The following is a 21,773-nucleotide window of genomic DNA, read 5'->3' on the forward strand; positions in this document are numbered from 1 at the left end:
CCATGGCCACCCCGCACGACGAGATCGTCATCGCCCAAAGCCGGGCGCGTTACAACGAAGGCTACATGCCCGGTTTCGGGAATGATTTCGAGACCGAGGCCATCGAGGGCGCGCTGCCGATCGGGCAGAATTCGCCGCAGCGCTGCCCTTACGGTCTTTATGCAGAGCAGCTCTCTGGCACGCCCTTCACCGCGCCGCGCGCCTCGAACGAGCGGACGTGGCTCTACCGGATGCGGCCTTCGGTGCAGCACATCGCAAAGATGCGGCGGATTGAGCTGCCCGAGTTCCGTTCGGCCCCGACGCCCAATGAGAGCGGCCTGCCGCTGGCGCCGATGCGCTGGGATCCGGCCCCGATCCCAGAGGATGCGGGGACATGGCTCACCGGCATGCGCAGCATCGCCACCGGCGGCGACGTGCTGACCCAGACGGGCTATGCGATCCACACCTACGCCGTCACCCAAGGCATGGAGGAAGAGGTCTTCTACAATGCCGATGGCGAAATGCTGGTGGTGCCCGAAATCGGCAGGCTACGCTTTTTCACCGAAATGGGCGTGATCGACGTGGCGCCGGGCGAGATCGCGGTGCTGCCGCGTGGGCTGAAATACAAGGTGCTCCTGAACGGCGACGCCAAGTGTCGCGGCTATGTCTGCGAGAATTACGGCGGGGCCTTCTCGGTGCCCGAACGCGGCCCGATCGGGGCGAACTGCCTCGCCAATCCGCGCGATTTCCTTACCCCCGTCGCGGCCTATGAACGCCGCGACGGCACGCGCCACGGCCTGACCGTGAAATGGTGTGGCCAGTTCCACCGCTGCGAGATCGACCACAGCCCGCTCGACGTGGTGGCGTGGCACGGCAACTACGCGCCCTACAAGTACAACCTGCGGCATTATTCGCCAGTGGGGCCGATCTTGAACGATCACGCCGACCCGTCGATCTTTACCGTGCTGACCGCCCCGAGCGGCGAGCCGGGCACCGCCAACATCGACTTCGTGATCTTCCCGCCGCGCTGGCTGGTGGCCGAGAACTCGTTCCGCCCGCCGTGGTATCACATGAACATCATGTCCGAGTTCATGGGGCTGATCGAAGGCGTCTATGACGCCAAGCCCGAGGGCTTCGTGCCGGGGGGGATGTCGATCCACAACATGATGCTGCCGCACGGCCCGGACGCCGAAGCCTTCTACAAGGCCTCATTGAAGGATCTCGGGCCGGAGCGGCTCCAGAACACCATGGCCTTCATGTTCGAGACCCGCTTTCCGCAGCAGGTGACACGCTATGCCGCCGGGCTGCCGACGCTGCAGGCGGGCTATCCGGAGGTCTGGGCCCCGCTGCGCAACCACTTCGACCCCGACCGCCGCGACTGGCAGGGCGAATGAGCGGGCTGAACGCCACCCACGACCCGGCGCGGCAAAGCTGGGTCGAGAGCGCCAATGCAAAGGGGACGGATTTTCCGATCCAGAACCTGCCCTATGGCGTCTTTTCCCAAGACGATGGGCCGCGCCGCGTCGGTGTGGCGATCGGCGAGATGATCCTCGATCTCACCGCCGCCGAGGCGGCGGGGCTGCTGCGCCCCGCCCCGACACCGGTGTTCGACGGCGGTACGCTCAACGCGCTGATGGCGCGCCCCCCCGACGACTGGTCGCGCACCCGTGCGGCGGTGGCGGCCTTGCTCGATGCCGAGGCGGGCCCGCGCGACGATCTGGTGCTGCTGCGTCAGGACGCGGTGCGGATGCACATGCCGGTCTTCGTGCGGGGCTTTACCGATTTCTATGCCTCCAAGGAGCACGCGACCAACGTCGGCGCGATGTTCCGCGACCCCAAGAACGCCTTGCTGCCGAACTGGCTGCATATCCCGATCGGCTACAACGGACGCGCTTCGACGGTGGTGGTCTCGGGCACCGGCATCCGCCGCCCGCTGGGACAGATCAAGGGCCCGGACGATGCCGCCCCCCGCCTTGGCCCCACCGCCCGGCTCGACATCGAGCTGGAACTGGGCGCGCTGGTCGGGACGCCTTCGTCGATGGGTCAGCCGATATCGGTGGCACGGGCGCAGGAAATGATCTTCGGCTTCGTGCTGCTCAACGACTGGTCGGCGCGGGACGTGCAGGTGTGGGAGTATCAGCCGCTCGGGCCGTTTCAGGCCAAGGCCTTCGGCACCACGATCAGCCCGTGGATCGTCACGCGCGAGGCGCTCGAGCCCTACCGCGTGCCGACGCCCGAGCGGGGGACGCCGCTGCTGCCCTATCTGCGCGAAGAGGGCGATTACAACTATGACATCCGGCTCGAGATCGACATCGCCCCGGCGGGCGGCACGCCGCGAACGGTGAGCCGCACCAACGCCTGCCACCTCTACTATGCCGCGGCCCAGCAGCTCGCCCATCACGCGATCTCGGGCTGCGCCATGGAGACGGGCGATCTGCTTGGCTCGGGCACGATCTCGGGGCCGGACCGCGACAGCTACGGATCGCTTTTGGAGATGACGTGGAACGGGAGCGATCCGCTCGACCTCGGTGGGGTGCGTCGCGGCTTTCTGGAGAATGGCGACATGGTCCGGCTGCGCGGCTGGTGCGAGGGGGCGGTGCGGATCGGCTTCGGGGTCTGCGAGGGCACGATCCTGCCCGCCCCGGAACAGCCGGCATGAGCTGGCGCCGCCTGCCGCGCGCGCCTGCTCCGGGTGCGGAGGTCTGCGCGGCGGATGCGCTGCCGGATCGCGGCACGCTGGGGGTCGAGATCGACGGGTTTCCGCTGCTTCTGGTGCGTCTTGAGGCGGGGCTGTTTTGCTATTTCAACGCCTGCCCGCATCAGGGCCTGCCGCTCGACTGGCGCGGCGGCGGCGTGCTCGGGACACAAGGCGCGGTGCTGCGCTGCTCGAACCACGGGGCGGGGTTCGACGCGGCCACAGGGCAGGGCTGCGAGGGGTTGGGCAGGGGCTGCGCGTTGATCGCGGTGCCTGTCGTCCTTCGGGGTGACAGGGTCATCGTCGAGGGTGATTGACCCTGCCACCAAACCGCTCGCGGCGCGTCTCTAGGCCGCCGATGCGTGGTGCTCTGGTCCTGCAACCCGTACCAAGGCCCGTGCCAGAGGGGCGATCTGCGCGGATGTCAGACCGGCGACGTTGATGCGGCCCCCGTCGGTGCCATAGATCGCGTGCTCTTCGCGCAGCCGCTGCATCGCCCGAACCCCAAGCGGCAGCAGCGAGAACATCCCCTTTTGCCGCCCGAGCGAGGCGAACCCGGCCCCCGCACCCTCGGCCTCCAAAGCCGCGCCAAGTTCCGCGCGCAGCACGGCCACGCGTTGCCGCATCGCCTCGACCTCGCGCAGCCAGCCCTCCGGGGCGGCCAGAAGCGCGGCGGCCACGGCGGCACCATGCTCTGGCGGCATGGAGTAGCTGGCCCGCGCGATCCGCTCCAGCATCGGGCCGACCGGGGCCAGCGCGGCCGCGTCCGGGCCGACGACCATCGCGGCACCGGTGCGGTCGCAATAAAGCCCCATATTCTTGGAACAGCTCGCCGCGACCAGCACGGTCGGGTTCTCGTCGACCACCCGGCGCAGACCGGCGGCGTCGGCCTCCATCCCGTCGCCAAAGCCCTGATAGGCCATGTCGACCAATGGGATCAGCCCGCGCCGCGCGCAAAAGGCCGATACCTCGGCCCAGTCATCGGCGGCCATGTCGATGCCGGACGGGTTGTGACAGCAGCCATGCAGGATCACCACGTCGCCGGGCCGCGCCGGGGCGAGATCCTCCAGCATCGTGCCAAGATCGAAGCCGGTGTCGTCCTCGCGCAGCCGGTAGGTCTCGAACCGCAACCCCGGCGCGGTCATCAGGGGCCGGTGATTGACGTAACCCGGATCGCTCGACCAGACCGTGGCATCGGGCGTGGCCCGCGCTACCAGCTCGGCCAAAAGCCGCAGCGCCCCGGTGCCGCCGACGCTCTGCATCGTGTGCTGGCGCGCCAGCCGCGCGGGGTCTTGCCCCAACAGGAGGTGTGCCATCCCTGCGTTGAACGCCGCGTTGCCCCCAAGCGCGCGGTATGCCTTGGACGCGCCCGCCTCGGCCAGCCGCAGCTCGGCCTTGCGCACCGAGGCCAGCACCGGCGTGGTGCCGGTCTCGTCGCGGTACATGCCGACCACGAGGTCCATCCGCTCGGGCCGGGGATCGGCGCGAAAGGTGGAGATCAGGCTCCACAGCGGGTCGGGGCTGGCATGGGGCAGGTCTGCGAGCATGGGGCTCTCCTTGGTCCGGATGGTCAATGGCGGGTGGCGCGAAACACGCCGAAGGTAACGAGAGCGATGCCCGCGACGACGATGGGCGTCAGCGCCTCGCCCAAGAGCGGCACCGCGCCCAATGCGGCCAGCGCCGGAGCGAGCGAGCCGATGGCAGCGCAGCGGGCGGGCCCCAGACGCGAGATCGCGGCGGCATAGGCGAGGCTCGCCAGCACGCCGACACCGAAGCCCTGCACCGCCACGAAGGGCAGGATCTCGGACAGCGGGGCCTGCGCAATGCGCGTCTCGACCGCGCCCGCACCAATCAGCACCAGCAGCAGCGCCAGCGACGGCAGGCCAAGCAGCAGGGTGCAGCCCACGGGGTCGAGCCCGGCACGTCGCAGGCCCAGCGTGTAGGCCCCCCAGAGCAGACTGGCGCAGAGCAGCAGCCCGGCCCCGGCGAGCACGGCCCCGTCGAGCGCACCTTGCCCCGCCACCAGCAGCACGACGCCGCCAGAGATCAGCGCCAGCGCGGGCCCGAGGCCGGGGGTGATGCGGCGACGCTCGACCACGCGCAACAACAGCGCCACCGACAGCGGCGTGGTGCCCGCAATCAGCGCGCCGACATGCGCCGCCGAGGTCAGCGCCCCGCCCATCGAGGCCAGAAAGAAGAACGGCAGCCCCGCGCCCGCGGCGATGAGTATCGCGTCGAATGGCCGGACCCGGCGCAGCGCCGCGATCCGCGATGGCAGCAGCGGCGCCAGCACGAGCACCGGCACGCCGAACCGGATCAGCGCCACATCCGCCGGGGCCAGCATCGAGGCCCCGATCCCCCGGATCGACAGGGCAAACCCCGCCCAGATCGTCACCGCCACCGCGATGGCTGCATATCCAAGCACGGTCGCGGCACCGGGAAGGGAACTGGGCGCGGAGTCGGACAGAGTGCCGGGCAGAGTGCCGGCGGCGGGGCGGGTGATCGGGGTGCTGCTCATGGGTTGCTCCTGCGGTCTTGGTCGCAGAATGGCGTGGCCTCGGCGCAATCGGATTGCTATCTCTGCCATCCAAGGCAGTGATATTGGCATGATCTGCCAGAGAGGCGCGCGAAATGGACGACAAGGATCGGCAGATCATCGCCGCGCTGCAGGCGCATGGTCGGCTGACAAATCAGGAATTGTCGCAAAAGGTGCACCTCTCGCCATCGCCCTGCCTGCGGCGGCTGCGGATGCTTGAGGATGCGGGCATCATCCGCGGCTATGCGGCGATCGTCGACGAGACCGCCTACGGCCTGCCGATCACCGCCTTCGTGCGGGTCCGGCTGGAGCGGCACAGCGAGGCGGCGGTGGGGGTGTTCGAGCGCAAGGTGCGCGACATCGACGCGATCCTCGACTGCTACATGATGACCGGGGACGACGACTACCTGTTGCGGGTGCTGGTCTCGAGCCTGCAGGATTACGAGGTCTTCGTGCGCCAGCAGCTGCACCAGATCGGCGGCATCGCCGCGATCGAAACCAGCTTTGCCTATGGCACCGTCAAACGCGGCACGGTGTTCCCGCGCCTTGACTGATCGCGACGGCGCAACCGCGATATCGACAAGCGGAGCGCGACAGGTATCGTCGCGAGAGTCGCAAAGACGCCGTCAGGGGGCACCGATGATCCGCAGGACGACACCGCGCGCCTCCGCGCAGGCCCGGCCCATATGACGCGCGAGGTCATCGTCGTGGGCGCGGGCGTCATCGGGCTGTCGGTGGCGCTGGCCGCACAAGCACGCGGGTTCAAGGTGCGGGTCATCGACCGGTCGGGTCCGGCGGCAGGCGCGAGCGCCGGCAACGCGGGGGCCTTTGCCTTTCCCGAGATCCTGCCGCTGGCCTCGCCCCGGATCCTTCGACAGGCACCGAAATGGCTGCTCGATCCCCTCGGCCCTCTCAGCGTGCCACCACGCTACGCGCATCGTATCGCGCCATGGATGTGGCGGTTCTGGCGGGCTTCGAGACCCGCACAGGTGCGGGCGTCGACCGAGGCCCAAGCGGCGCTGATGCGGCTGTCCCAAGAGGCGCTCGATCCGCATCTGGCGCGCACGGGGCTTGCCCATATGCTGCGCCGCGATGGGCAGCTCCAGCTTTACGAAGGCGCTCGGGCGTTTCGGGCCTCTCTTCCGGGCTGGGCCGCGCGCGAGGCCGAAGCCATCGCGTTTCGCCATCTCGAAGGGGCCGAAATCGCGGAGTATCAACCGGGCCTCGCGCCCCGCTTCACCCATGCGACCTTCACCCCCGGCTGGTTTTCGATCTCCGATCCCCGCGACTACACCCATGCCCTGGCCGAGCGGTTCCGGGCGACGGGCGGCGAGATCGAGATCACGGAGGCGCGCGCATTGATCCCCGGCGGGCTGCGCACCCAAGCGGGCGACCGCGCGGGCCGGGTGGTGATCGCGGCAGGCGCCTATTCGCACCGCTTGGCACGAACGGTGGGGGTGAAGATCCCTCTCGAAACTGAGCGGGGCTACAACACGACCCTGCCGCACGGCGCCTTCGATCTGCGGCTGCATTTGACCTTCGGCGGTCATGGCTTCGCGGTCTCATCGCTGGCCTCTGGCCTGCAGGTCGGGGGGGCGGTGGAGCTGGGCGGTCTCGACCTGCCGCCCAACTTCGCGCGGGCCGACGCGATGCTGAAAAAGGCGGCTGCCTTCCTGCCGGGGCTGAAAACCGAGGCTGGGCGGCAATGGATGGGCTTTCGCCCCTCGCTGCCGGACAGCCTTCCGGTCATCGGCGCGCTGCCGGGGCGGGACGCGGCAATCTGCGCCTTCGGTCACGGGCATCTGGGCCTCACGCAATCGGCGGGGACGGCGCGGATCGTGGCGGATCTTCTGGAGGGGCGCGCCCCCGCCATCGACCTCGCCCCCTTTGCGCCGCTGCGGTTTTCGTGACGTGATCTAGCGCACGACACCGCTGGCCCCCGGCCCCTGATTGATCGCGTCACAAAAGATTATTCCGAACGTCATCTTTCGCATAGGCTCCTCGATCAGAAGACCGGCACACAAGATGCCCGGATTCACAGGGAGGACGACACATGAAGACGATGACACTGCTCGCGCTTGCCACGGCGCTGCCGTCGATGGCGCTCGCCGAAAGCCACATGGAGGCGGGCGGCGGCGCGCTGAGCTATGGCGAACGCCCCTTCTACCTGATCGATGCGATGGAGGACGGCGCGCTCAAGGACAAGCTGATGTCCTGTCAGGGCCAGACGCCCGCGCGCTCGGCCTTCTCCATAGCCCACCGCGGCGCGGCCCTGATGCTGCCCGAGCATACCAGGCAATCCTATGTCGCGGGCGCGCGGCAAGGCGCGGGGATCGTCGAATGCGACGTGACATTTACTGCCGACAAGGAGCTGGTCTGCCGCCACGCGCAGAACGACCTCGCCACCACGACGAACATCCTCGTCAGCGATCTGGCCGGGAAATGCACCACGCCCTTCACCGCTGCTGCCGGCGAAGAGGATGCCTCGGCCGAGTGCCGGACCTCGGATCTGACGCTGGCCGAGTTCCGCGAGCTCAAGCCCAAGATGGACGCCTCGAACGCCAAGGCCACCACGGCCGAAGAATTCCAGGGCGGCACGGCGCCCTGGCGCACCGAGCTTTATGTGCCCGGCGCCGAGGTGATGACCCACGCGGAGTCGATCGCGCTCATCGACAGCCTTGGCGCGGACTTCACGCCCGAGCTGAAATCGGCCTCGGTCGAGATGCCCTATGACGGCTTCAGCCAAGGCGATTACGCGCAGAAGATGATCGACGAGTACAAGGACGCGGGCATCGATCCCTCGCGTGTCTGGGCGCAGAGCTTCAACCTCGACGACATCAAGTACTGGATCGAGAACGAGCCCGAGTTCGGCGCGCAGGCGGTCTATCTGGATGACCGTTACGAGGCCGAGGACGACGACGAGGGGCTGATCGACGCCAACGACCCCGCGACCTTCAAGCCGACGATGCAGGAACTGGCCGACATGGGGGTGAACTACATCGCGCCGCCGATGTGGATGCTGGTGACGACCGACGAGGCGGGCGAGATCGTGCCTTCGGCCTATGCCGAAGAAGCCAAGGCCGCGGGCCTCGAGATCATCACCTGGACGCTGGAACGCTCGGGCCCGCTGGCCGAAGGGGGCGGCTGGTATTTCCAGTCGGTCGAGCAGGCCATCGACGATGATGGCGACACCTATGCCATGCTTGACGCGCTGGCGCAGAAGGTGGGGGTGAAAGGCGTGTTCTCGGACTGGCCGGCGACGGTGACGTATTACGCGAACTGCATGGGGCTGTGAGCGGCTCCTGAGATCAGGGCAGGGGGCTATCCGGCCCTTTGCCGAAATGTCCACAAGATTCAAATGACGGCGCCGTGCGTCCGGTGCCTCGAAGCGAAGACGCCCTCGCGGATATCCGCGAGGGCGCTGTGATCCCTAGTCAGTTCAGACGGGAGGAATAGACGTTGTTCAGATAGCTTTCCATGCCGATGCGGAAATGCGTCTCTCCGACATGCTCGAAGCCTTTCCGGAGATAGAACGCGATGGCGGGCGCGTTTTCCGCGTTGGTCGTGAGCCAGACCGTATCGGCCTGCGTTGCGCGACAATGCCCGAGGGCCGCGTCGAGCAGGCGCGACCCGATCCCTTTCCCATGGTGACGCGGCTGGACGTAGAAGGTCGCGATCTGCAGGTCGGAACATCCATTCACAGGCGGCTTGCCGCCTGCGGATACGCGTATGAATCCGTCGATGCCCTCATCGTTCTGCGACACCATCACGAACTCCGACGGATCGGCTATGAATTTCTCGGCATTGGCTGCGGTAAACATGTCCAGGACATAGTCCGCGAAGAAGGGGCTGACGCCGCGCTTCAGATAGGTGCTGATCCACACCTCCAGGGAGAGGGCGGCGATGCTCGAAGCGTCCGAAATCTGGGCCGGTCTGAGGGTCATGGCTCTGATATGCCTTTGACCGAAGCAGGGGTAAACGCTGAATGTGGGAGGGAAGTGCGGATACTTTACTTCCTCATCTCTAGCTCAGGCCGATGAGATGAAGGCGCCCTGTTCAAGCAGACTCTGCTTATGAACCAATCATCGACGTGACGAACCGCGACCTGTGATCTATCCGTCGACGGACCTGCCCAAGCGCGGCCCTCTCCAGCCTTCAAATATGCGGGATCACGAAGTCGGGCATGATGCCCGCGCGGTCGATTGCTGCGATCACGTCCTCGCCCGCGAGCGGCCCGTGTTCGGTGACCAGCGCCGAGGCGAAGCCCATGGCCCGCGCGCCCAGAATGTCGGTGTGCAACGTGTCGCCCACCATCAGCACCCGGTTGGGCGCGGGGGGCGGGTCGAGGCGCGAGAGCGCCAGATCGAAGATCGCGCCAAACGGCTTGCCAAAGAACTCGGGAGCGCAGAGACCGGCATCCGCCAAGGCATGGGCGAAATGGCCGGGCTCAAGCGACAGGCCGGTCTCGCGCGGGGCGACGAGGTCGGGGTTGCCTACGAGCACGGGGCGGGTGCGGGCCTGTAGGCTCGCCGTCAAAAGGCGCTGCCGCTCCACGGTCCAGCCGTCCGAGCCGACGAGCAGGAAGCCATCGGCCTGATCATAGCCTGCCGCGTCGTCGAGCAGCAGGTGCGCGTCGATCTCCTCGAACTCGCGCAGACCGTGGCCAACCCCCAGCATCACGCCCCACAGGCGCGGCGGCGCTTGGGCGAGATGGGCGAGCAGCGCCTCGCGGCTTGTGACCACCTCGTCCGGGGCAAAGTCGAAGCCGAGCCGCTCGAACCGCTGCATCATCGCGCGCTTGGGATATCCGGCGGAGTTCGACACCACCATGATCCGCTTGCCCCGGTCACGCAGCTCGGCGATCCGCGCGGCCGCCCCGAGGATCGGCGTCTCTCCGACATTGAGCACGCCGTAGGCATCGAACAGGATGACGTCGAACGGATCGGCGATGGCGCCCAGATCCGGCGCGTGGCCAAACCCGCCCCCCAAGGGCGCCTCGGGCAGGCGGTGACGGACCGCGACATAGGCGTCGAAGGCCGTGCGCCCGCTGGGGGGCGCGCCGGTCACAGGATCCGGCGGCGCAGCCAGGCCGAGACGATCTCGCCCAGGATCACCAGCCCGAGGATCGCGATCAGCACGGTCGCCGCCTCGCGCCAGTTGAAGGTGTCGATCGCGCCTTGCAGGATGATGCCGATGCCGCCTGCGCCGACGAGGCCGAGCACCGTGGACTCGCGCAGGTTGATGTCCCAGCGCAGGATCGACACGGCCCAGAAGGTCGGCATGACCTGCGGAACGATGGCATAGGCGATGACCTTGAAGCGCGAGGCGCCCGTGGCCTCCAGTGCCTCGACCGGGCGCTTGTCGATCTCCTCGATGGCTTCGCCCAGAAGCTTGCCCACGAAGCCGATGGAGCGGAACATGATCGCGACGATGCCCGCGACGATGCCGGGTCCGAAGATGGCCACGAACAAGAGCGCCCAGATGATCGTGTTGATCGAGCGCGACGACACGAGGATGAAGCGCCCGACCCAGAGCGTGGCGCGGTTGGGCGTGGTGTTCTGCGCCGCGAGCCACGCCACGGGGAGCGACAGGATCACCGCGAAGGCGGTGGCGATGGTGGCGATGTTCACCGTCTCCCACAGCACCCGCAGGATCACGCCAAGGTTCGACGGATCGGGCGGGATCATCCGGCCAAAGAGGTCGCCCATCTGTTCCGGTGCGTCCCAGACCCAATCCCAGATCACCTCGATCGAGGTGATGGCCCAGGCGATCGCCAGAGCGGTCAGCGCGAAGACGGCGTAGCGCTGCAGCCGTTGTTTGAGGGTGAAGCGGGTCCAGTCATCGCGTCCGAGGTCCGAAAGGGTCATATGCGCTTCCTGATCTGGCCGGACACGGCCTCGGACAGAAGGATCGCGCCGACGATGACCATGGTGATGGCCAGCGCGAAGTCATAGTCATAGCGCCCGAAGGCGTTGGCGAGCGTCGAGCCGATGCCGCCCGCGCCGACGATGCCGACCACCGCCGAGGCGCGCAAGTTGCTGTCGAGCTGGTAGATGGTGAGGCCGATCTGGCGCGGCATGATCTGTGGCACCACGGCATAGATCAGCGTCGACAGATAGGGCGCACCGGCGGCGCGCATCGCCTCGACCTGGCCGAAGTCGATCTCCTCTATCCGTTCGGCCAGCATCTTGGCGACGAAGCCGATGGAATAGACGATAAGGGTCAGCACACCCGCCAGCGGGCCAAAGCCCACCGCCTTCACGAAGATGATCGCGACGATCACCGGGTGAAAGCTGCGCGCGACGATGATGATGGCGCGGCCGAGATAGAACACCGCCTTGGGCACCACGTTGCGCGCGGCCATGAAGGCGATGGGAATCGACAGGATCACCCCGCCGAAGGTGGCAAGGATCGCGATCTTCAGGCTTTCGAGAAAGCCGTCGATCAAGAGCCCCGAGCGTTCGAAGCTCGGCGGGAACGCCCCGCCGAAGATCCGGCCCGCCCGCTCTACGCCTTCGGCCACGCGAGCCCAGTCGATCGGCAGGGTGCCGAGAGTCCAGACGACATAGAGGATCGCGCCGCCATAGACGAGCCAGCGGATCACCGGGTTGGCGATGAAGCTCTTCTTGCGCCAGTGGTCCCGCATAGCGGTCGCACCCGACGTGGCGCCGCCCGCGGCACCGGCGGGTACGTCCGGGCCATCCATCCGGCCCGTGCTCATGACGCCTCCTTCAGTCCGCTCGCACGGTCGGCGGCGGGGCTGCCGGAATAGATCCGGTCCATCGCGTCCTGATCGAGCATGCCCGGCAGGTCGTCGAAGATGATCCTTCCATAGCGCATGCCGACGATGCGGTCGGTGTACTCCTTGGCCTCGTGGACGTTGTGGATGTTGATCAGAACCGGGAGCTTCAGCTCGCGCGAGAGGTCGCGCAACAGCCCCATGATCTGCTCGGAGGTCTTGGGGTCGAGAGAGGCGGTGGGCTCGTCGGCGAGCAGGATCTCGGGCTTTTGCATCAGCGCGCGCACCACGCCGACGCGCTGGCGTTCGCCGCCCGACAGTTCGTCGGCGCGCTTGTCTGCGTAATGCGCGATGCCCACGCGCTCCATCAGCTCGAAGGCGCGGCGGATGTCTTCCTTGGGGTAGCGCCGCGACAGCGCGGCCCATGTCGAAATGTAGCCCAGACGCCCTGACTGGACGTTCTCCATCACCGTGAGCCGGTCGACGAGGTTGAAGCCCTGAAACACCATGCCGATCTTGCGCCGCGCGTTGCGCAGGTCGCGCCCGCGCAGCGTCGTCAGCTCCGTACCGTTCAGCTCGACGCTGCCCGATGTCGGCTCGACCAACCGGTTGATGCAGCGCAGAAGCGTCGATTTTCCGGCCCCCGAAGAGCCGATGATCGACACCACACTCTCGCCCTCGATGGTCAGGTCGAGGTTCTTCAGGACCGGCTCGCCCTTGCCATAGCGCTTCACGAGATCCGTGATCTTCAGCATCGCAGTCTCCTTGCGAACCCCGGCCCGCCCGGTCTGGGGAACCGGGCCGGGGTCATGGGCGTCACTCGGCGGCGAGGCCTTCGGGGGTGTATTCCACGCCGTTCGCGGCTTGGATCTGCCGGATCACCGCCCATTGGTCCTTGTAGGTGATCGGGATGAACTTGCTGACGCCGGTGAACTCCTCACCCAGAGCCGTGCCTGAGAAGTCGTAGCTGAAGAACGCCTCCTCGATCTTCTCCTTCAGCTCGGGTGTCAGATCATGGGCATAGGTGTAGGAGGTGGTCGGGAAAGGATCGCTCTCCCAGACGATGCGCACCTCCTCGGGGTCGTAGAGGCCGCGCTCGGCCATGCGGTCGACCACCTCGGAGGCCACGGGGGCCGCATCGTAATCGCCCGCGACAACGCCGAGCATCGATTGGTCGTGGCTGCCCGAATAGGTGACCTCGTAATCCTCGTCAGGGGTCACGCCGAGATCGGGAAACAGCGCGCGAGGCGCGAGGTTGCCCGAGTTCGATGTCGGCGAGGTATGCGCCACGCGCTTGCCCGCGAGATCCGAAGGCTCCTGAATGTCGCTGTCGGCTTGGGTATAGAGTTGCAGCTTGTAGCCGAACTGGCCGTCATCCGAGCCCATGATCGCGAAGGGTACCGCGCCTGCGAGGTTCACCGCATAGGGGGTGGGGCCGGTCGAGAAGCCCGCGATATGTAGCCGCCCCGAGCGCATCGCCTCGACCTCGGCCGAGTTCGACTGCACCGCGAAGAACTGCACCTCTTTGCCCGTCACTTCCGAGAGATGCTCGATGAACGGCTCCCAAATGTCGGCATAGATCGCCGGATCCTCGACCGGCGTATAGGCAAAGACCAGCGTGCCGGGGTCTTGCAGTTCGCCTTCGTCGGTCGGCGCGTCGGCGACGAGATCGCCGTCGGCGTCGCAATACATCGGGTCGAGCGTGCCGCGCTCGGCGCAGTCGTCCTGCGCCGTGGCCGCATGGGCCGAAAGCGCGATGGCGGCGATCGTCGCCGCGCCAAGAATCGTCGGGTGCTTGAGCATGTCGAGTGGTCCTCCTCCCAGAGACAGTCCGCAGCGTCACTCCTCAACGACGCTGTAGATCGCTTGGATCGAAGCACTTCGAGTTTGACAGTGCAACATTTTCTTGCCTGAGAATGTCTGAGGTCGGACATCGGAGGCAGGACATGGCCATTGGCGCGCGCCCCGCCAAGGCGGACCGGCAGGCACAGATCCTGATGGAGCTGAAGCTGCGCCCGCATGTGCGCATTGCCGATCTGGCCGAGCGGTTTTCGGTGACGCCCGAGACGATCCGCCGCGATCTCGGCGCGCTCGACGGGCGGGGGCAGATCCTGCGCGCCTATGGCGGCGCCACCGCCCCGTTTCCGGGCACGCAGCGCGATCTCGAGGCGCGGCAGGGCACGCAGGTCGCGGAGCGCGCGCGGATCGGACGGCACGCGGCCGCGCTGGTGACCCCGGGCGAGACGCTGATGATCGACGCCGGCGCCACGACCATCGAATTCGCCCGCTACCTCGCCATCGCCGCCACACCGGTCACAGTGATCACCAATTGTCTGCAGGTGGCGCAGCTGCTGGGCGGGGTGTCCGGCTCGGAGGTGCGGCTCTGCGGGGGAAGGCTGCTCGCTCGAGAGGGGGCGATGATCGGCGAGGAGGCGGTCGAGGCACTGTCGCGTTACCGGGTCGATGCGTGCTACCTCGGGGCCTCGGCGATCAACGCGGAGACGGTGAGCGAGGCGGTGCGCGGCTTCGACATGGTCAAGCGCGCGATGGTCACCGCGAGCGAGCGGGCTGTGCTGCTCATCGATGCGAGCAAGCACGGTCTGACGCATTTCGCACGCGTTGGCCCGCTGTCGATGTTCGATCTCATCCTGACCGACGCCGCGCCGAATGCGGGTTTGGTGCAGGCCTGCGCCGATCAAGGCGCGACGCTGCGCGTGGTGTGACACGGTCGGATCGCGGCCCCGCGTTTATGGTCCCGAACCGTCAACACTGCCTGTCGCGAGAAACAGACCTTCCAGCCGAACACCGGTTTGCGTAACAGCATCCGTCTGATATGCCTTTCAGATCCAAGGCGCTCCAGTTTTTACGGGGGATATCGACCATGATTCACCCCGTTCTTCTTTGTGGCGGTTCTGGCACGCGACTGTGGCCCCTGTCGCGCAAATGCTACCCCAAGCAGTTCGTGCCCCTGACGGGTGAGGAAACGCTGTTTCAGGCTTCGGCCAAACGCCTGAACGGAGAGGGTCTTGGCCACGACGGCCGCCTCGGCTTTGCGGCGCCGCTGGTGCTGACGAACGCCGACTTCCGCTTCATCGTGACCGAACAGCTCGGCCTTGCCGGTATCGATCCAGGCGCGGTGCTGATCGAACCGGAGGGGCGCAACACCGCGCCCGCAATCCTTACCGCGGCACTATACCTATGCGCGACCGATCCTGAGGCGGTGATGCTGATCTCACCCTCGGATCACGTCGTTCCGAACGTGACCGCCTTTCACGCCGCAATCGAACGCGGGCTCGAGGCGGTCCGGGCCGGGCGCCTTGTCACCTTCGGTATCCAGCCCGATCGCCCCGAAACCGGCTATGGCTATCTCGAACTTGGCACCGCGTCCGTCGATGGCGCGCCGCAGCCGCTGGCCCGCTTCATCGAAAAGCCCGACGCGGCGCGCGCCGAGGCGATGCTCGCCTCGGGCAATTTCCTGTGGAACGCAGGCATCTTCATGGCGCGCGCGGCAGACATGGTCGCGGCCTTCCGCACCCATGCGCCAGAGATCTTCTCGCCGGTCGAGGCCGCGCTTGCCGCCGCCAAGACCGACTTGGGCTTCTTGCGCCTCGACCCCGACGCTTGGGCCGCTGCGCCGGATATCTCGATCGACTACGCGGTGATGGAAAAAGCCGAGAATCTCTCGGTCGTCCCCTTCATGGACGAATGGTCGGACCTAGGCGGCTGGGACGCGGTCTGGCGCGAGAGCGGACCCGACGACGACGGCGTCGTCACATCTCGCGGCGCCACGGCCATTGACTGCCGTGACACCCTGTTGCGGTCGGAAAGCGCGCAGCTGGAGATCGTCGGCATCGGGCTTGAGAACATCATGGCGATTGCCACGGGCGACGCGGTGCTGGTGGCCGACATGTCCCGCGCCCAAGACGTCAAGAAGGCGGTCGAGGCCCTCAAGAAAAGTGGCCGGCCCCAAGCGACCCGATTCCCCAAGGATCATCGGCCCTGGGGCTGGTTCGAAAGCCTCGCAATCGGCGGCCGTTTCCAAGTGAAGCGCATCATGGTGCACCCCGGCGCGGCGCTGTCGTTGCAAAGCCACCACCACCGTTCCGAGCATTGGATCGTGGTCGAGGGCACGGCGCGGATCACGGTGGACGATGAGGTCCGGCTCCTGACCGAGAACCAGTCGGTCTATATTCCGCTCGGTGCTGTCCACCGCCTCGAGAACCCCGGCAAGCTGCCGATGGTGCTCATCGAGGTGCAGACCGGTGCCTATGTCGGCGAAGATGACATCGTGCGCTATGAGGACCTTTACGCGCGCGGATGAAAGTCGGGTTAACGTCGGTTTCGGAAACAACGCGCCAACTTGAAGCTGAAACATCGGTCCGGTGGATTTCAGAATAGCCTTATAAACTTATAGGGGATTAATGGCTCTGTTGCGCAACAGAGCCCCGGCGAGGCCCCATTGCCGCTCAATAGCAACAAAGGCAGTTCCTGCCATGCGAAACGAAACCTGGACCTAATTCGCGCAGAAAATGTTGGCGGGAAATCTTTTGGAACCGCCATTACACACTTGCTCGCTCGCAGTCGTGGCGCGACCAAGCGACCGGCCAAGAGGATAGGTGGCGTCCGTCATGGGCTCAGTATCGAGGCCGCCCGGTGAAGGCGCGACATTTGCGGCAGAATGGCGAGAACCCATGTCAGAAGAAGAGTTGCACACGACAGCCCGAGCATCTGCCACGCCCCATAAAACTGGGCGCTATAGAACATGGCGACCCATCCGATAGCCGAGGCCAAAGCTCCAATGGTCATGGCGCTTAGTACGGCACTGCCGTTGATCGGCGCGACCCGCGCCGCGAACCAGAGGTAGCGCGGCAGGTAGGCGATGGAGAATAGCGTTAGCGCAAGCGCCACCGCCTCGATCCCGAACGGCAAGGCGATCGCGACAGCGATCGTACGCAGCAGCGTCCGCTCCGCGATCATCCTGAGCCGCAACCGGGTCCGGTCGAGCGCCTGCAGCATAACCCCGACGCTAGCGGTCGCTGTATCGATCATTACGCCGGGAGCGGCGAGGGCGACGATCACCGACGCAGAGGCCCACGTATCTGAAAGCAGAAAGGGAAACAGGCTACCACCGCTGCCGGCCAGCACGGCCATCGGCGGAAAGACAGCTACAGCAAGAACCCGGCAGCTCGCGACATATATCTCCGCGACCTCCTCCCGCGCAGCTTGAGCCTTGGCAATGCGCACGAAGACCACCTGCGACACGGGCCCGGCGATGGCATTCCGTGGCAAAGTCAGAAAACGCTGAGACATCGAGAACAGCCCCGCTGGCACGGCACCAAGAATGCCTCCAATCAAAAGGATGGGGCCCTGTCGTTGGGCGCTGAACAACAGCGAGACGCCGATGTTATCGGTTGCGAACCGAATATGTCCCCCTAGAGGGACGAAATTGTGCGGCCTTGTAGGGCGAAAACTGCTTTGGATCCAGGTTCCGAGACTTTGGACCATGGCGATCACGACTTGCTGCCCCACGAGCGACCAGGCCCCGGCGCCGAACACGGCCAGCACCAAGACGGTGACCAGCCCTGCGACACCGGCCCCGACCCGGATTAGGGCGAGACGTGGGAAGCGGCCTTCTCGCTCCATATGGGCTGTTGCGACCGCGGTGAGAGCATTTAGGAACGGGAGCACCGAAAGAACTGCCACTAGCCAGAGCAACGCCGGCCTATCGAACAGGGCAGCCCATACCGGTGCGAGAGCGGCAATACCTAGGGTGAGAAGCGTCCCGACTGCGGCCAGTAGCCAAAACACGCTGTTCCACTCAGCGGGGTCATAGCTGGGCTGGCGGATCAGCGACCGGCCCATGCCCGCGTCGCTCAGCATCTGTGCGAAGACAACGATGCTCATCGCGATGGCCATGTCCCCGAACTCGGACGGGGTGAGATAGCGGGAAACGACCGGGAGGACGAGGATCTGGGACAGGGCGAGCAGCGTTCGGGAGGCTCCCAGGGAGCCGGCATTAAAAAGAAAAGTTCTAGCCATCCAATCGCACCGTCACCCTTGCCGCGGCGAACGAACCCCGCGTCGCCACGATGTCACTACGCTACTAGTTCAATCGCTGCATTAAACGTCAACTCCCGATTGGGATTTGACGCTGATCCCTTGGCAAGGGGAACTTTTCCTTGCCGGAACGGGTAGTTTGGCGACATGATGGAGCAATACGGCGAACCGGTCCGGACCCGAGCGGGTGAAAATAAGGCTTCTTGCGTTTCCAATGCGGGACAAGTTTTTGATGTTTCTCATGCAGATATCGACAGGCGAAAGACCCGGCGGCTGCAAGCTTAATTTAGCGGCTATATTTGCTTTCGCACCGCGACAAGGGGATATGAAACGCCTTGTTTCGTCGGAGCACTACACGCAGCGTAGCAGTCGCAGTTTCGATGCGGCACGAGACCAGAGCCCCTGCGTGCCGGCAAGGTCAAGGGCCGAAGCAGAGGTTATGCCGCCGGGAGTGGGCAAAAGGGCCTTTAACTTCGTTGGGGGTGACGACCCCTGGTGGCTTGTCGGTCCTCCAGCCTGGCGCATTATGGCAGGGCTATGAAGAAGATATTGGTACTGGCGCCTCAACCTTTCTTCGTTCCGCGCGGGACGCCCATTGCGGTGCGCAATCTCCTGAAGGTCCTCTCCGCCGAGGGGCATCACTGCGACGCGATCGTGTACGCGGAAGGCGTCGATCCCGGCGACGAAGGATACAGGGTACTTCGCGTTCCGTCGCTTCCCGGCACACGGAATATGCCCCCCGGCTTTTCCATCAAGAAGATCATTGCGGATATCGGCCTGACCTGGCTTGCGATACGGCAGCTGCATAAGGGCTCCTACGACTTGGTCATCGCGGTCGAAGAGGCGGCCTTTATCGCAATGCTGCTACGACCGGTATTCGGGGTGCCATTTGTTTATGACATGGACAGTTCAATCCCCGAACAGCTGGATGACAAGTTCGGCCTGCCTCGGTGGCTCCGGGCCAGCGTGGCTTATGTCGAGCAGCGCGCCGCGCGCGCGAGTATCGGCGCGCTGACCTGTTGCCGTGCGCTGCAATCGACCATGGAAGACTATGCGCCCGGACTGCCCGTGCAGACGATCGAAGACGTCTCACTTGTCGCGGACTCCGGCGAAGTGCCGCCGGACTGCCAGTTCGAAGAACCGATCGTCATGTATATCGGCAACTTGGAGGGGTATCAGGGGGTCGATCTGTTGATCGAAGGTTTCGCGAGAGCGATCGCAACCGGACGCACTGCCCGGCTCGTCATCATTGGCGGGACGGATGCGCACATCGCAGCCCATGCCGCGTTGGCGGGCCGGCTGGGCATAAGCGGCCAAGTCAGCTTGCTTGGTCCACGCCCGGTCGAATTTATCACGGACTACCTCGGGGCCGCCGCGATAGTCGCCTCGCCACGCACGCAGGGGCGCAACACGCCGATGAAAGTCTACTCCTATCTCGACAGCGGCAGCCCATTGATCGCGACACGCCTGCCGACCCACACGCAGGTTCTCGACGACTCCATCGCGATGTTGGTTAACCCCGATGCCGAAGACATGGCGCGGGGGCTGGGCGCGCTGCTCGATGCACCGGAACTACGCGACCAGCTGGCCGCCTCGGCGCAACAGAGGGTGGATGCGGAATTCAGCCCCGCGGCCTACCGGCGCAAGTTGCTCGGCTTCTTCGATGGACATATCCTGCCGCAGCTTTCGAAGGTCTGAGTTGGCTCAGGCATAGCCGAGATGTGACAGCCAGCGATCGAATTTGGCCGGGGCCGTTGCCAGTTCGCCCTTGCCAATCTCGCCTCGCCATTTGCCGACTGATGAGGTGGAAATGGCGCGCCCCACGCCGGCATGATGTTGCAACTGCTCAACATCGCCGAGCTGTCCGACGTTGGTCGACAGCATCGCGGGGGTGAAGGTCAGCCCAGCCCAAGTAAATACATTGGCAAACACGGTTTCCGGGTCGGCAACGAGATCCTCGTAGCGCACCTGCAGCACGTGAGGGGACCAACGAGCGAGGCGGGCGCAGGCGCCGTTTGCCTCGCCCCATCGAAGCGCGGCGGCCTCGAAAGTCGGGATGAGTCCCGCTTTGCGGTAGGAGAGAGCTACATCGCGGCCGTCCCGGACAAGCCAGAGATACCGCGCCTCGGGAAAGGTCCGAGCGATAGATGGCAGGTGGTAGGTATTCCACGGGGTCTTGTCGCCCCAGCGCGTTGCACTCGAATTCGAAGCGCGCGCGAGGTAATGGTAAAACGCCTCAATCAACGGTCGAAGACGCTGGGGCCGCAATTGCTGCGCTTCGGCGGCGAACCCGTTGAGATTGGGCAGCTCGAAGGTCGGCCAATGGTGATGCTTCTCGAAATGGGCGCAGAAAAGCCATATCTGTTCGCGCCAGCTCAGTGTCCAGGCGCGCGGCCAGAGAGTTATCAACTCTCCGAGAACAAAAGTCTCGGGAGGAATGTAGATCTGGCCCGAAGCCATTAGCACGCGCCTGACGAGCGTATTGCCGCTCCGCCCGGAGCCGATGACAAAAAGCGGGCTTTCCGCGGAAGCCGGTGTAAAGCGCAACCGCGGCAGTGCCGCGACATGAGAGCGGCGAACCAGCCCGGTCGTCACGCTGTGTAGGCGCGGTCTCACCCTGTTCCCCCTGCAATACGGCGCCGGTAGTGGCCGGCCAGCTTGTGTGCGACCAAGCCCGGCGAGGCGGCCGCGCCGGAGCGGTCACGTACGCCCTTATCCGATACGATCAACTCCAGCCTTCGACCGAGGCTCTGGGAGCCGTAGTTTGCGGCCATCTTGTCACGGACCTCTGTCGCGCGCTGACGGGCCAATGCGGGGTTCGCGGCCAGTCGATCAACCGCAGAGGCGACTTCGGAGGGGGTGCAATAGCTTGCCAGGTCACCGAAAGTCCGCCTCAATCGCGGATCGAGAAGGAGCGGGCGTCCGCAGAGTGCGGCCTCCACCACCGTCCTGCCGAAGGCCTCCTCAATCCCGGGGTGGTAGAAATAAACGAATATGTCTAGAGAGTTGAGGAAATCCGCCACCGGCTCCTCGCCGAAGGCGAGGATGTCCCAGCGCTGGGGATGCGCGCCGATCTTCTTGAGCGCTTCTACTGGACATCCCATCACGCGCACCTTCAGATCCGGACCGGCCGGGTAGGCAGCGTCGTTCTCGGCACCAGTCGCAGGAAACTTGAGCGTGTCGACCCGACTGTGCCGTCCGATCACCGTCGGACCATTACCCGAGAACGGCGCGCGGAGGACTGGCCAATCCTCGGTCGCGAAAATGTTCGGCCAGTCCATCGAGCTTTGCACCACAAGTGGCGCAAAGGATGCGAGCTGGGCTCGGACATAGGGAGAGACTGGTGCGAAGCGCGCCGAGATGCCCAAGGCTGCGCGGGCCCGCCGGATCGCGCCGACTGGGTTGTACTCTAGCGAGCCGTCCGACCGGAAAGGCGGGTGATGAGCCACGAGCAGAGCGCGCCTGACCGACAGCCGGGCCCGTTCTTCGATGCCCCGCGAAAAGACAAGCGGGTGATGCAGAAACGCAACGTCACCGCGAGCCCGGCAGCCTGGGGATAGGGCGGTCACGCCAGGCAGATCGCGCAGCGCCAGCGCCTTGGTGTTTGCGACGTCGCGGCTGTCGTCGAGATAGGCGGACCGTACGAAGAGCAAGCCAATCTTCAGGCCGAGTGCCGACATCGCCGTGACATCGGAGACGAGCGCGGCGGTACTACCCCCGGCAAAGCGCGGGTCGGCAACCACGAGGCAATCGAACGTCTCATCCAT

At 65.7% G+C, this 21,773-nt stretch carries 20 protein-coding genes; 9 read left to right on the plus strand and 11 right to left on the minus strand.

The genetic code is table 11. The annotated features are described in order from the left end of the window. Nucleotides 1-2: 2 nt before the first annotated feature. The 3 genes from hmgA to AADJ02_RS12590 are packed head-to-tail and all read left to right on the plus strand — an operon-like array spanning nucleotide 3 to nucleotide 2,991. On the plus strand, nucleotides 3-1,373 hold the full coding sequence (hmgA, locus tag AADJ02_RS12580; RefSeq protein WP_341213361.1) for a homogentisate 1,2-dioxygenase: 1,371 nt from the start codon (nucleotides 3-5) through the stop codon (nucleotides 1,371-1,373). Further along, the gene (fahA, locus tag AADJ02_RS12585; protein WP_341213362.1) at nucleotides 1,370-2,638 is read left to right on the plus strand and encodes a fumarylacetoacetase; all 1,269 of its coding nucleotides are present in this window, start codon (nucleotides 1,370-1,372) and stop codon (nucleotides 2,636-2,638) included. Before hmgA ends, fahA begins: the two co-directional genes overlap by 4 nt. Then, entirely contained in the window at nucleotides 2,635-2,991 is a 357-nt protein-coding gene (locus AADJ02_RS12590) for a Rieske (2Fe-2S) protein (RefSeq protein WP_341213363.1), read from the plus strand. Before fahA ends, AADJ02_RS12590 begins: the two co-directional genes overlap by 4 nt. 30 nt (nucleotides 2,992-3,021) lie before the next feature. On the opposite strand, the gene AADJ02_RS12595 is transcribed toward AADJ02_RS12590, so the two are convergent. Continuing rightward, entirely contained in the window at nucleotides 3,022-4,221 is a 1,200-nt protein-coding gene (locus AADJ02_RS12595; protein ID WP_341213364.1) for an aromatic amino acid transaminase, read from the minus strand. A 23-nt stretch (nucleotides 4,222-4,244) separates the two neighbouring features. Continuing rightward, on the minus strand, nucleotides 4,245-5,192 hold the full coding sequence (locus AADJ02_RS12600) for a DMT family transporter (protein ID WP_341213365.1): 948 nt from the start codon (nucleotides 5,190-5,192) through the stop codon (nucleotides 4,245-4,247). 113 nt (nucleotides 5,193-5,305) lie between these two features. On the opposite strand from AADJ02_RS12600, the gene AADJ02_RS12605 reads away from it, so the two are divergent. From AADJ02_RS12605 to AADJ02_RS12615, 3 genes are all read left to right on the plus strand, one after another. Next, entirely contained in the window at nucleotides 5,306-5,764 is a 459-nt protein-coding gene (locus AADJ02_RS12605) for an Lrp/AsnC family transcriptional regulator (protein ID WP_341213366.1), read from the plus strand. A 132-nt stretch (nucleotides 5,765-5,896) separates the two neighbouring features. Further along, nucleotides 5,897-7,120 (plus strand): FAD-binding oxidoreductase, encoded by a 1,224-nt coding sequence (locus AADJ02_RS12610; RefSeq protein ID WP_341213367.1) that lies wholly within the window; start codon nucleotides 5,897-5,899, stop codon nucleotides 7,118-7,120. 143 nt (nucleotides 7,121-7,263) lie between these two features. Next, nucleotides 7,264-8,505 carry a glycerophosphodiester phosphodiesterase family protein gene (locus AADJ02_RS12615; protein WP_341213368.1) on the plus strand — a complete coding sequence of 414 codons (1,242 nt, stop codon included), beginning with the start codon at nucleotides 7,264-7,266 and terminating at the stop codon, nucleotides 8,503-8,505. A gap of 139 nt (nucleotides 8,506-8,644) precedes the next feature. On the opposite strand, the gene AADJ02_RS12620 is transcribed toward AADJ02_RS12615, so the two are convergent. The 6 genes from AADJ02_RS12620 to phnD all read right to left on the minus strand — a co-directional run bounded on the left by AADJ02_RS12620 (nucleotide 8,645) and on the right by phnD (nucleotide 13,752). Further along, nucleotides 8,645-9,154, minus strand: coding sequence for an N-acetyltransferase (locus AADJ02_RS12620; RefSeq protein ID WP_341213369.1), 510 nt, complete (start codon nucleotides 9,152-9,154; stop codon nucleotides 8,645-8,647). 211 nt (nucleotides 9,155-9,365) lie between these two features. After that, a complete protein-coding gene (locus AADJ02_RS12625; protein ID WP_341213370.1) occupies nucleotides 9,366-10,277 on the minus strand; it encodes an HAD-IIA family hydrolase in 912 nt (303 codons plus the stop codon). Beyond that, a complete protein-coding gene (gene phnE / locus AADJ02_RS12630; RefSeq protein ID WP_341213371.1) occupies nucleotides 10,274-11,077 on the minus strand; it encodes a phosphonate ABC transporter, permease protein PhnE in 804 nt (267 codons plus the stop codon). Before phnE (AADJ02_RS12630) ends, AADJ02_RS12625 begins: the two co-directional genes overlap by 4 nt. Further along, a complete protein-coding gene (gene phnE, locus AADJ02_RS12635; RefSeq protein WP_341213394.1) occupies nucleotides 11,074-11,856 on the minus strand; it encodes a phosphonate ABC transporter, permease protein PhnE in 783 nt (260 codons plus the stop codon). The genes phnE (AADJ02_RS12630) and phnE (AADJ02_RS12635) overlap by 4 nt, the downstream gene beginning before the upstream one ends. A 71-nt stretch (nucleotides 11,857-11,927) precedes the next feature. After that, nucleotides 11,928-12,704, minus strand: a complete 777-nt coding sequence (gene phnC / locus AADJ02_RS12640; RefSeq protein WP_341213372.1) for a phosphonate ABC transporter ATP-binding protein — start codon at nucleotides 12,702-12,704, stop codon at nucleotides 11,928-11,930. A 61-nt stretch (nucleotides 12,705-12,765) separates the two neighbouring features. Then, the gene (phnD, locus tag AADJ02_RS12645) at nucleotides 12,766-13,752 is read right to left on the minus strand and encodes a phosphate/phosphite/phosphonate ABC transporter substrate-binding protein (protein WP_341213373.1); all 987 of its coding nucleotides are present in this window, start codon (nucleotides 13,750-13,752) and stop codon (nucleotides 12,766-12,768) included. Between the two features lie 143 nt (nucleotides 13,753-13,895). Between phnD and AADJ02_RS12650 the strand changes: the two genes are divergently transcribed. Both AADJ02_RS12650 and AADJ02_RS12655 read left to right on the plus strand, forming a co-directional pair. Further along, nucleotides 13,896-14,672 (plus strand): DeoR/GlpR family DNA-binding transcription regulator, encoded by a 777-nt coding sequence (locus AADJ02_RS12650; protein WP_341213374.1) that lies wholly within the window; start codon nucleotides 13,896-13,898, stop codon nucleotides 14,670-14,672. A 158-nt stretch (nucleotides 14,673-14,830) separates the two neighbouring features. Then, nucleotides 14,831-16,270, plus strand: a complete 1,440-nt coding sequence (locus tag AADJ02_RS12655) for a mannose-1-phosphate guanylyltransferase/mannose-6-phosphate isomerase (protein ID WP_341213375.1) — start codon at nucleotides 14,831-14,833, stop codon at nucleotides 16,268-16,270. 305 nt (nucleotides 16,271-16,575) lie between these two features. Here the strand turns inward: AADJ02_RS12655 and AADJ02_RS12660 are convergent, their stop codons facing one another. Then, the gene (locus AADJ02_RS12660) at nucleotides 16,576-17,988 is read right to left on the minus strand and encodes an oligosaccharide flippase family protein (RefSeq protein WP_341213376.1); all 1,413 of its coding nucleotides are present in this window, start codon (nucleotides 17,986-17,988) and stop codon (nucleotides 16,576-16,578) included. 555 nt (nucleotides 17,989-18,543) lie between these two features. On the opposite strand from AADJ02_RS12660, the gene AADJ02_RS12665 reads away from it, so the two are divergent. Further along, complete coding sequence (locus AADJ02_RS12665) at nucleotides 18,544-19,704, plus strand: glycosyltransferase family 4 protein (RefSeq protein ID WP_341213377.1); 1,161 nt, start codon at nucleotides 18,544-18,546, stop codon at nucleotides 19,702-19,704. 6 nt (nucleotides 19,705-19,710) lie between these two features. On the opposite strand, the gene AADJ02_RS12670 is transcribed toward AADJ02_RS12665, so the two are convergent. Both AADJ02_RS12670 and AADJ02_RS12675 read right to left on the minus strand, forming a co-directional pair. Next, the gene (locus tag AADJ02_RS12670) at nucleotides 19,711-20,553 is read right to left on the minus strand and encodes a sulfotransferase (protein ID WP_341213395.1); all 843 of its coding nucleotides are present in this window, start codon (nucleotides 20,551-20,553) and stop codon (nucleotides 19,711-19,713) included. Between the two features lie 65 nt (nucleotides 20,554-20,618). Continuing rightward, a complete protein-coding gene (locus AADJ02_RS12675; RefSeq protein WP_341213378.1) occupies nucleotides 20,619-21,773 on the minus strand; it encodes a glycosyltransferase in 1,155 nt (384 codons plus the stop codon).

This window comes from uncultured Limimaricola sp., from assembly GCF_964022235.1.
Lineage (GTDB): Bacteria > Pseudomonadota > Alphaproteobacteria > Rhodobacterales > Rhodobacteraceae > Limimaricola.

Excerpts from the sequence above, each read along its gene's own strand:
- hmgA (WP_341213361.1), top strand. The coding sequence starts at position 3 with ATGGCCACCCCGCACGACGAGATCGTCATCGCCCAAAGCCGGGCGCGT.
- fahA (WP_341213362.1), top strand. The coding sequence starts at position 1,370 with ATGAGCGGGCTGAACGCCACCCACGACCCGGCGCGGCAAAGCTGGGTC.
- AADJ02_RS12590 (WP_341213363.1), top strand. The coding sequence starts at position 2,635 with ATGAGCTGGCGCCGCCTGCCGCGCGCGCCTGCTCCGGGTGCGGAGGTC.
- AADJ02_RS12595 (WP_341213364.1), bottom strand. The coding sequence starts at position 4,221 with ATGCTCGCAGACCTGCCCCATGCCAGCCCCGACCCGCTGTGGAGCCTG.
- AADJ02_RS12600 (WP_341213365.1), bottom strand. The coding sequence starts at position 5,192 with ATGAGCAGCACCCCGATCACCCGCCCCGCCGCCGGCACTCTGCCCGGC.
- AADJ02_RS12605 (WP_341213366.1), top strand. The coding sequence starts at position 5,306 with ATGGACGACAAGGATCGGCAGATCATCGCCGCGCTGCAGGCGCATGGT.
- AADJ02_RS12610 (WP_341213367.1), top strand. The coding sequence starts at position 5,897 with ATGACGCGCGAGGTCATCGTCGTGGGCGCGGGCGTCATCGGGCTGTCG.
- AADJ02_RS12615 (WP_341213368.1), top strand. The coding sequence starts at position 7,264 with ATGAAGACGATGACACTGCTCGCGCTTGCCACGGCGCTGCCGTCGATG.
- AADJ02_RS12620 (WP_341213369.1), bottom strand. The coding sequence starts at position 9,154 with ATGACCCTCAGACCGGCCCAGATTTCGGACGCTTCGAGCATCGCCGCC.
- phnE (WP_341213371.1), bottom strand. The coding sequence starts at position 11,077 with ATGACCCTTTCGGACCTCGGACGCGATGACTGGACCCGCTTCACCCTC.
- phnE (WP_341213394.1), bottom strand. The coding sequence starts at position 11,856 with ATGCGGGACCACTGGCGCAAGAAGAGCTTCATCGCCAACCCGGTGATC.
- phnC (WP_341213372.1), bottom strand. The coding sequence starts at position 12,704 with ATGCTGAAGATCACGGATCTCGTGAAGCGCTATGGCAAGGGCGAGCCG.
- phnD (WP_341213373.1), bottom strand. The coding sequence starts at position 13,752 with ATGCTCAAGCACCCGACGATTCTTGGCGCGGCGACGATCGCCGCCATC.
- AADJ02_RS12650 (WP_341213374.1), top strand. The coding sequence starts at position 13,896 with ATGGCCATTGGCGCGCGCCCCGCCAAGGCGGACCGGCAGGCACAGATC.
- AADJ02_RS12655 (WP_341213375.1), top strand. The coding sequence starts at position 14,831 with ATGATTCACCCCGTTCTTCTTTGTGGCGGTTCTGGCACGCGACTGTGG.
- AADJ02_RS12660 (WP_341213376.1), bottom strand. The coding sequence starts at position 17,988 with ATGGCTAGAACTTTTCTTTTTAATGCCGGCTCCCTGGGAGCCTCCCGA.
- AADJ02_RS12665 (WP_341213377.1), top strand. The coding sequence starts at position 18,544 with ATGAAGAAGATATTGGTACTGGCGCCTCAACCTTTCTTCGTTCCGCGC.
- AADJ02_RS12675 (WP_341213378.1), bottom strand. The coding sequence starts at position 21,773 with ATGGATGAGACGTTCGATTGCCTCGTGGTTGCCGACCCGCGCTTTGCC.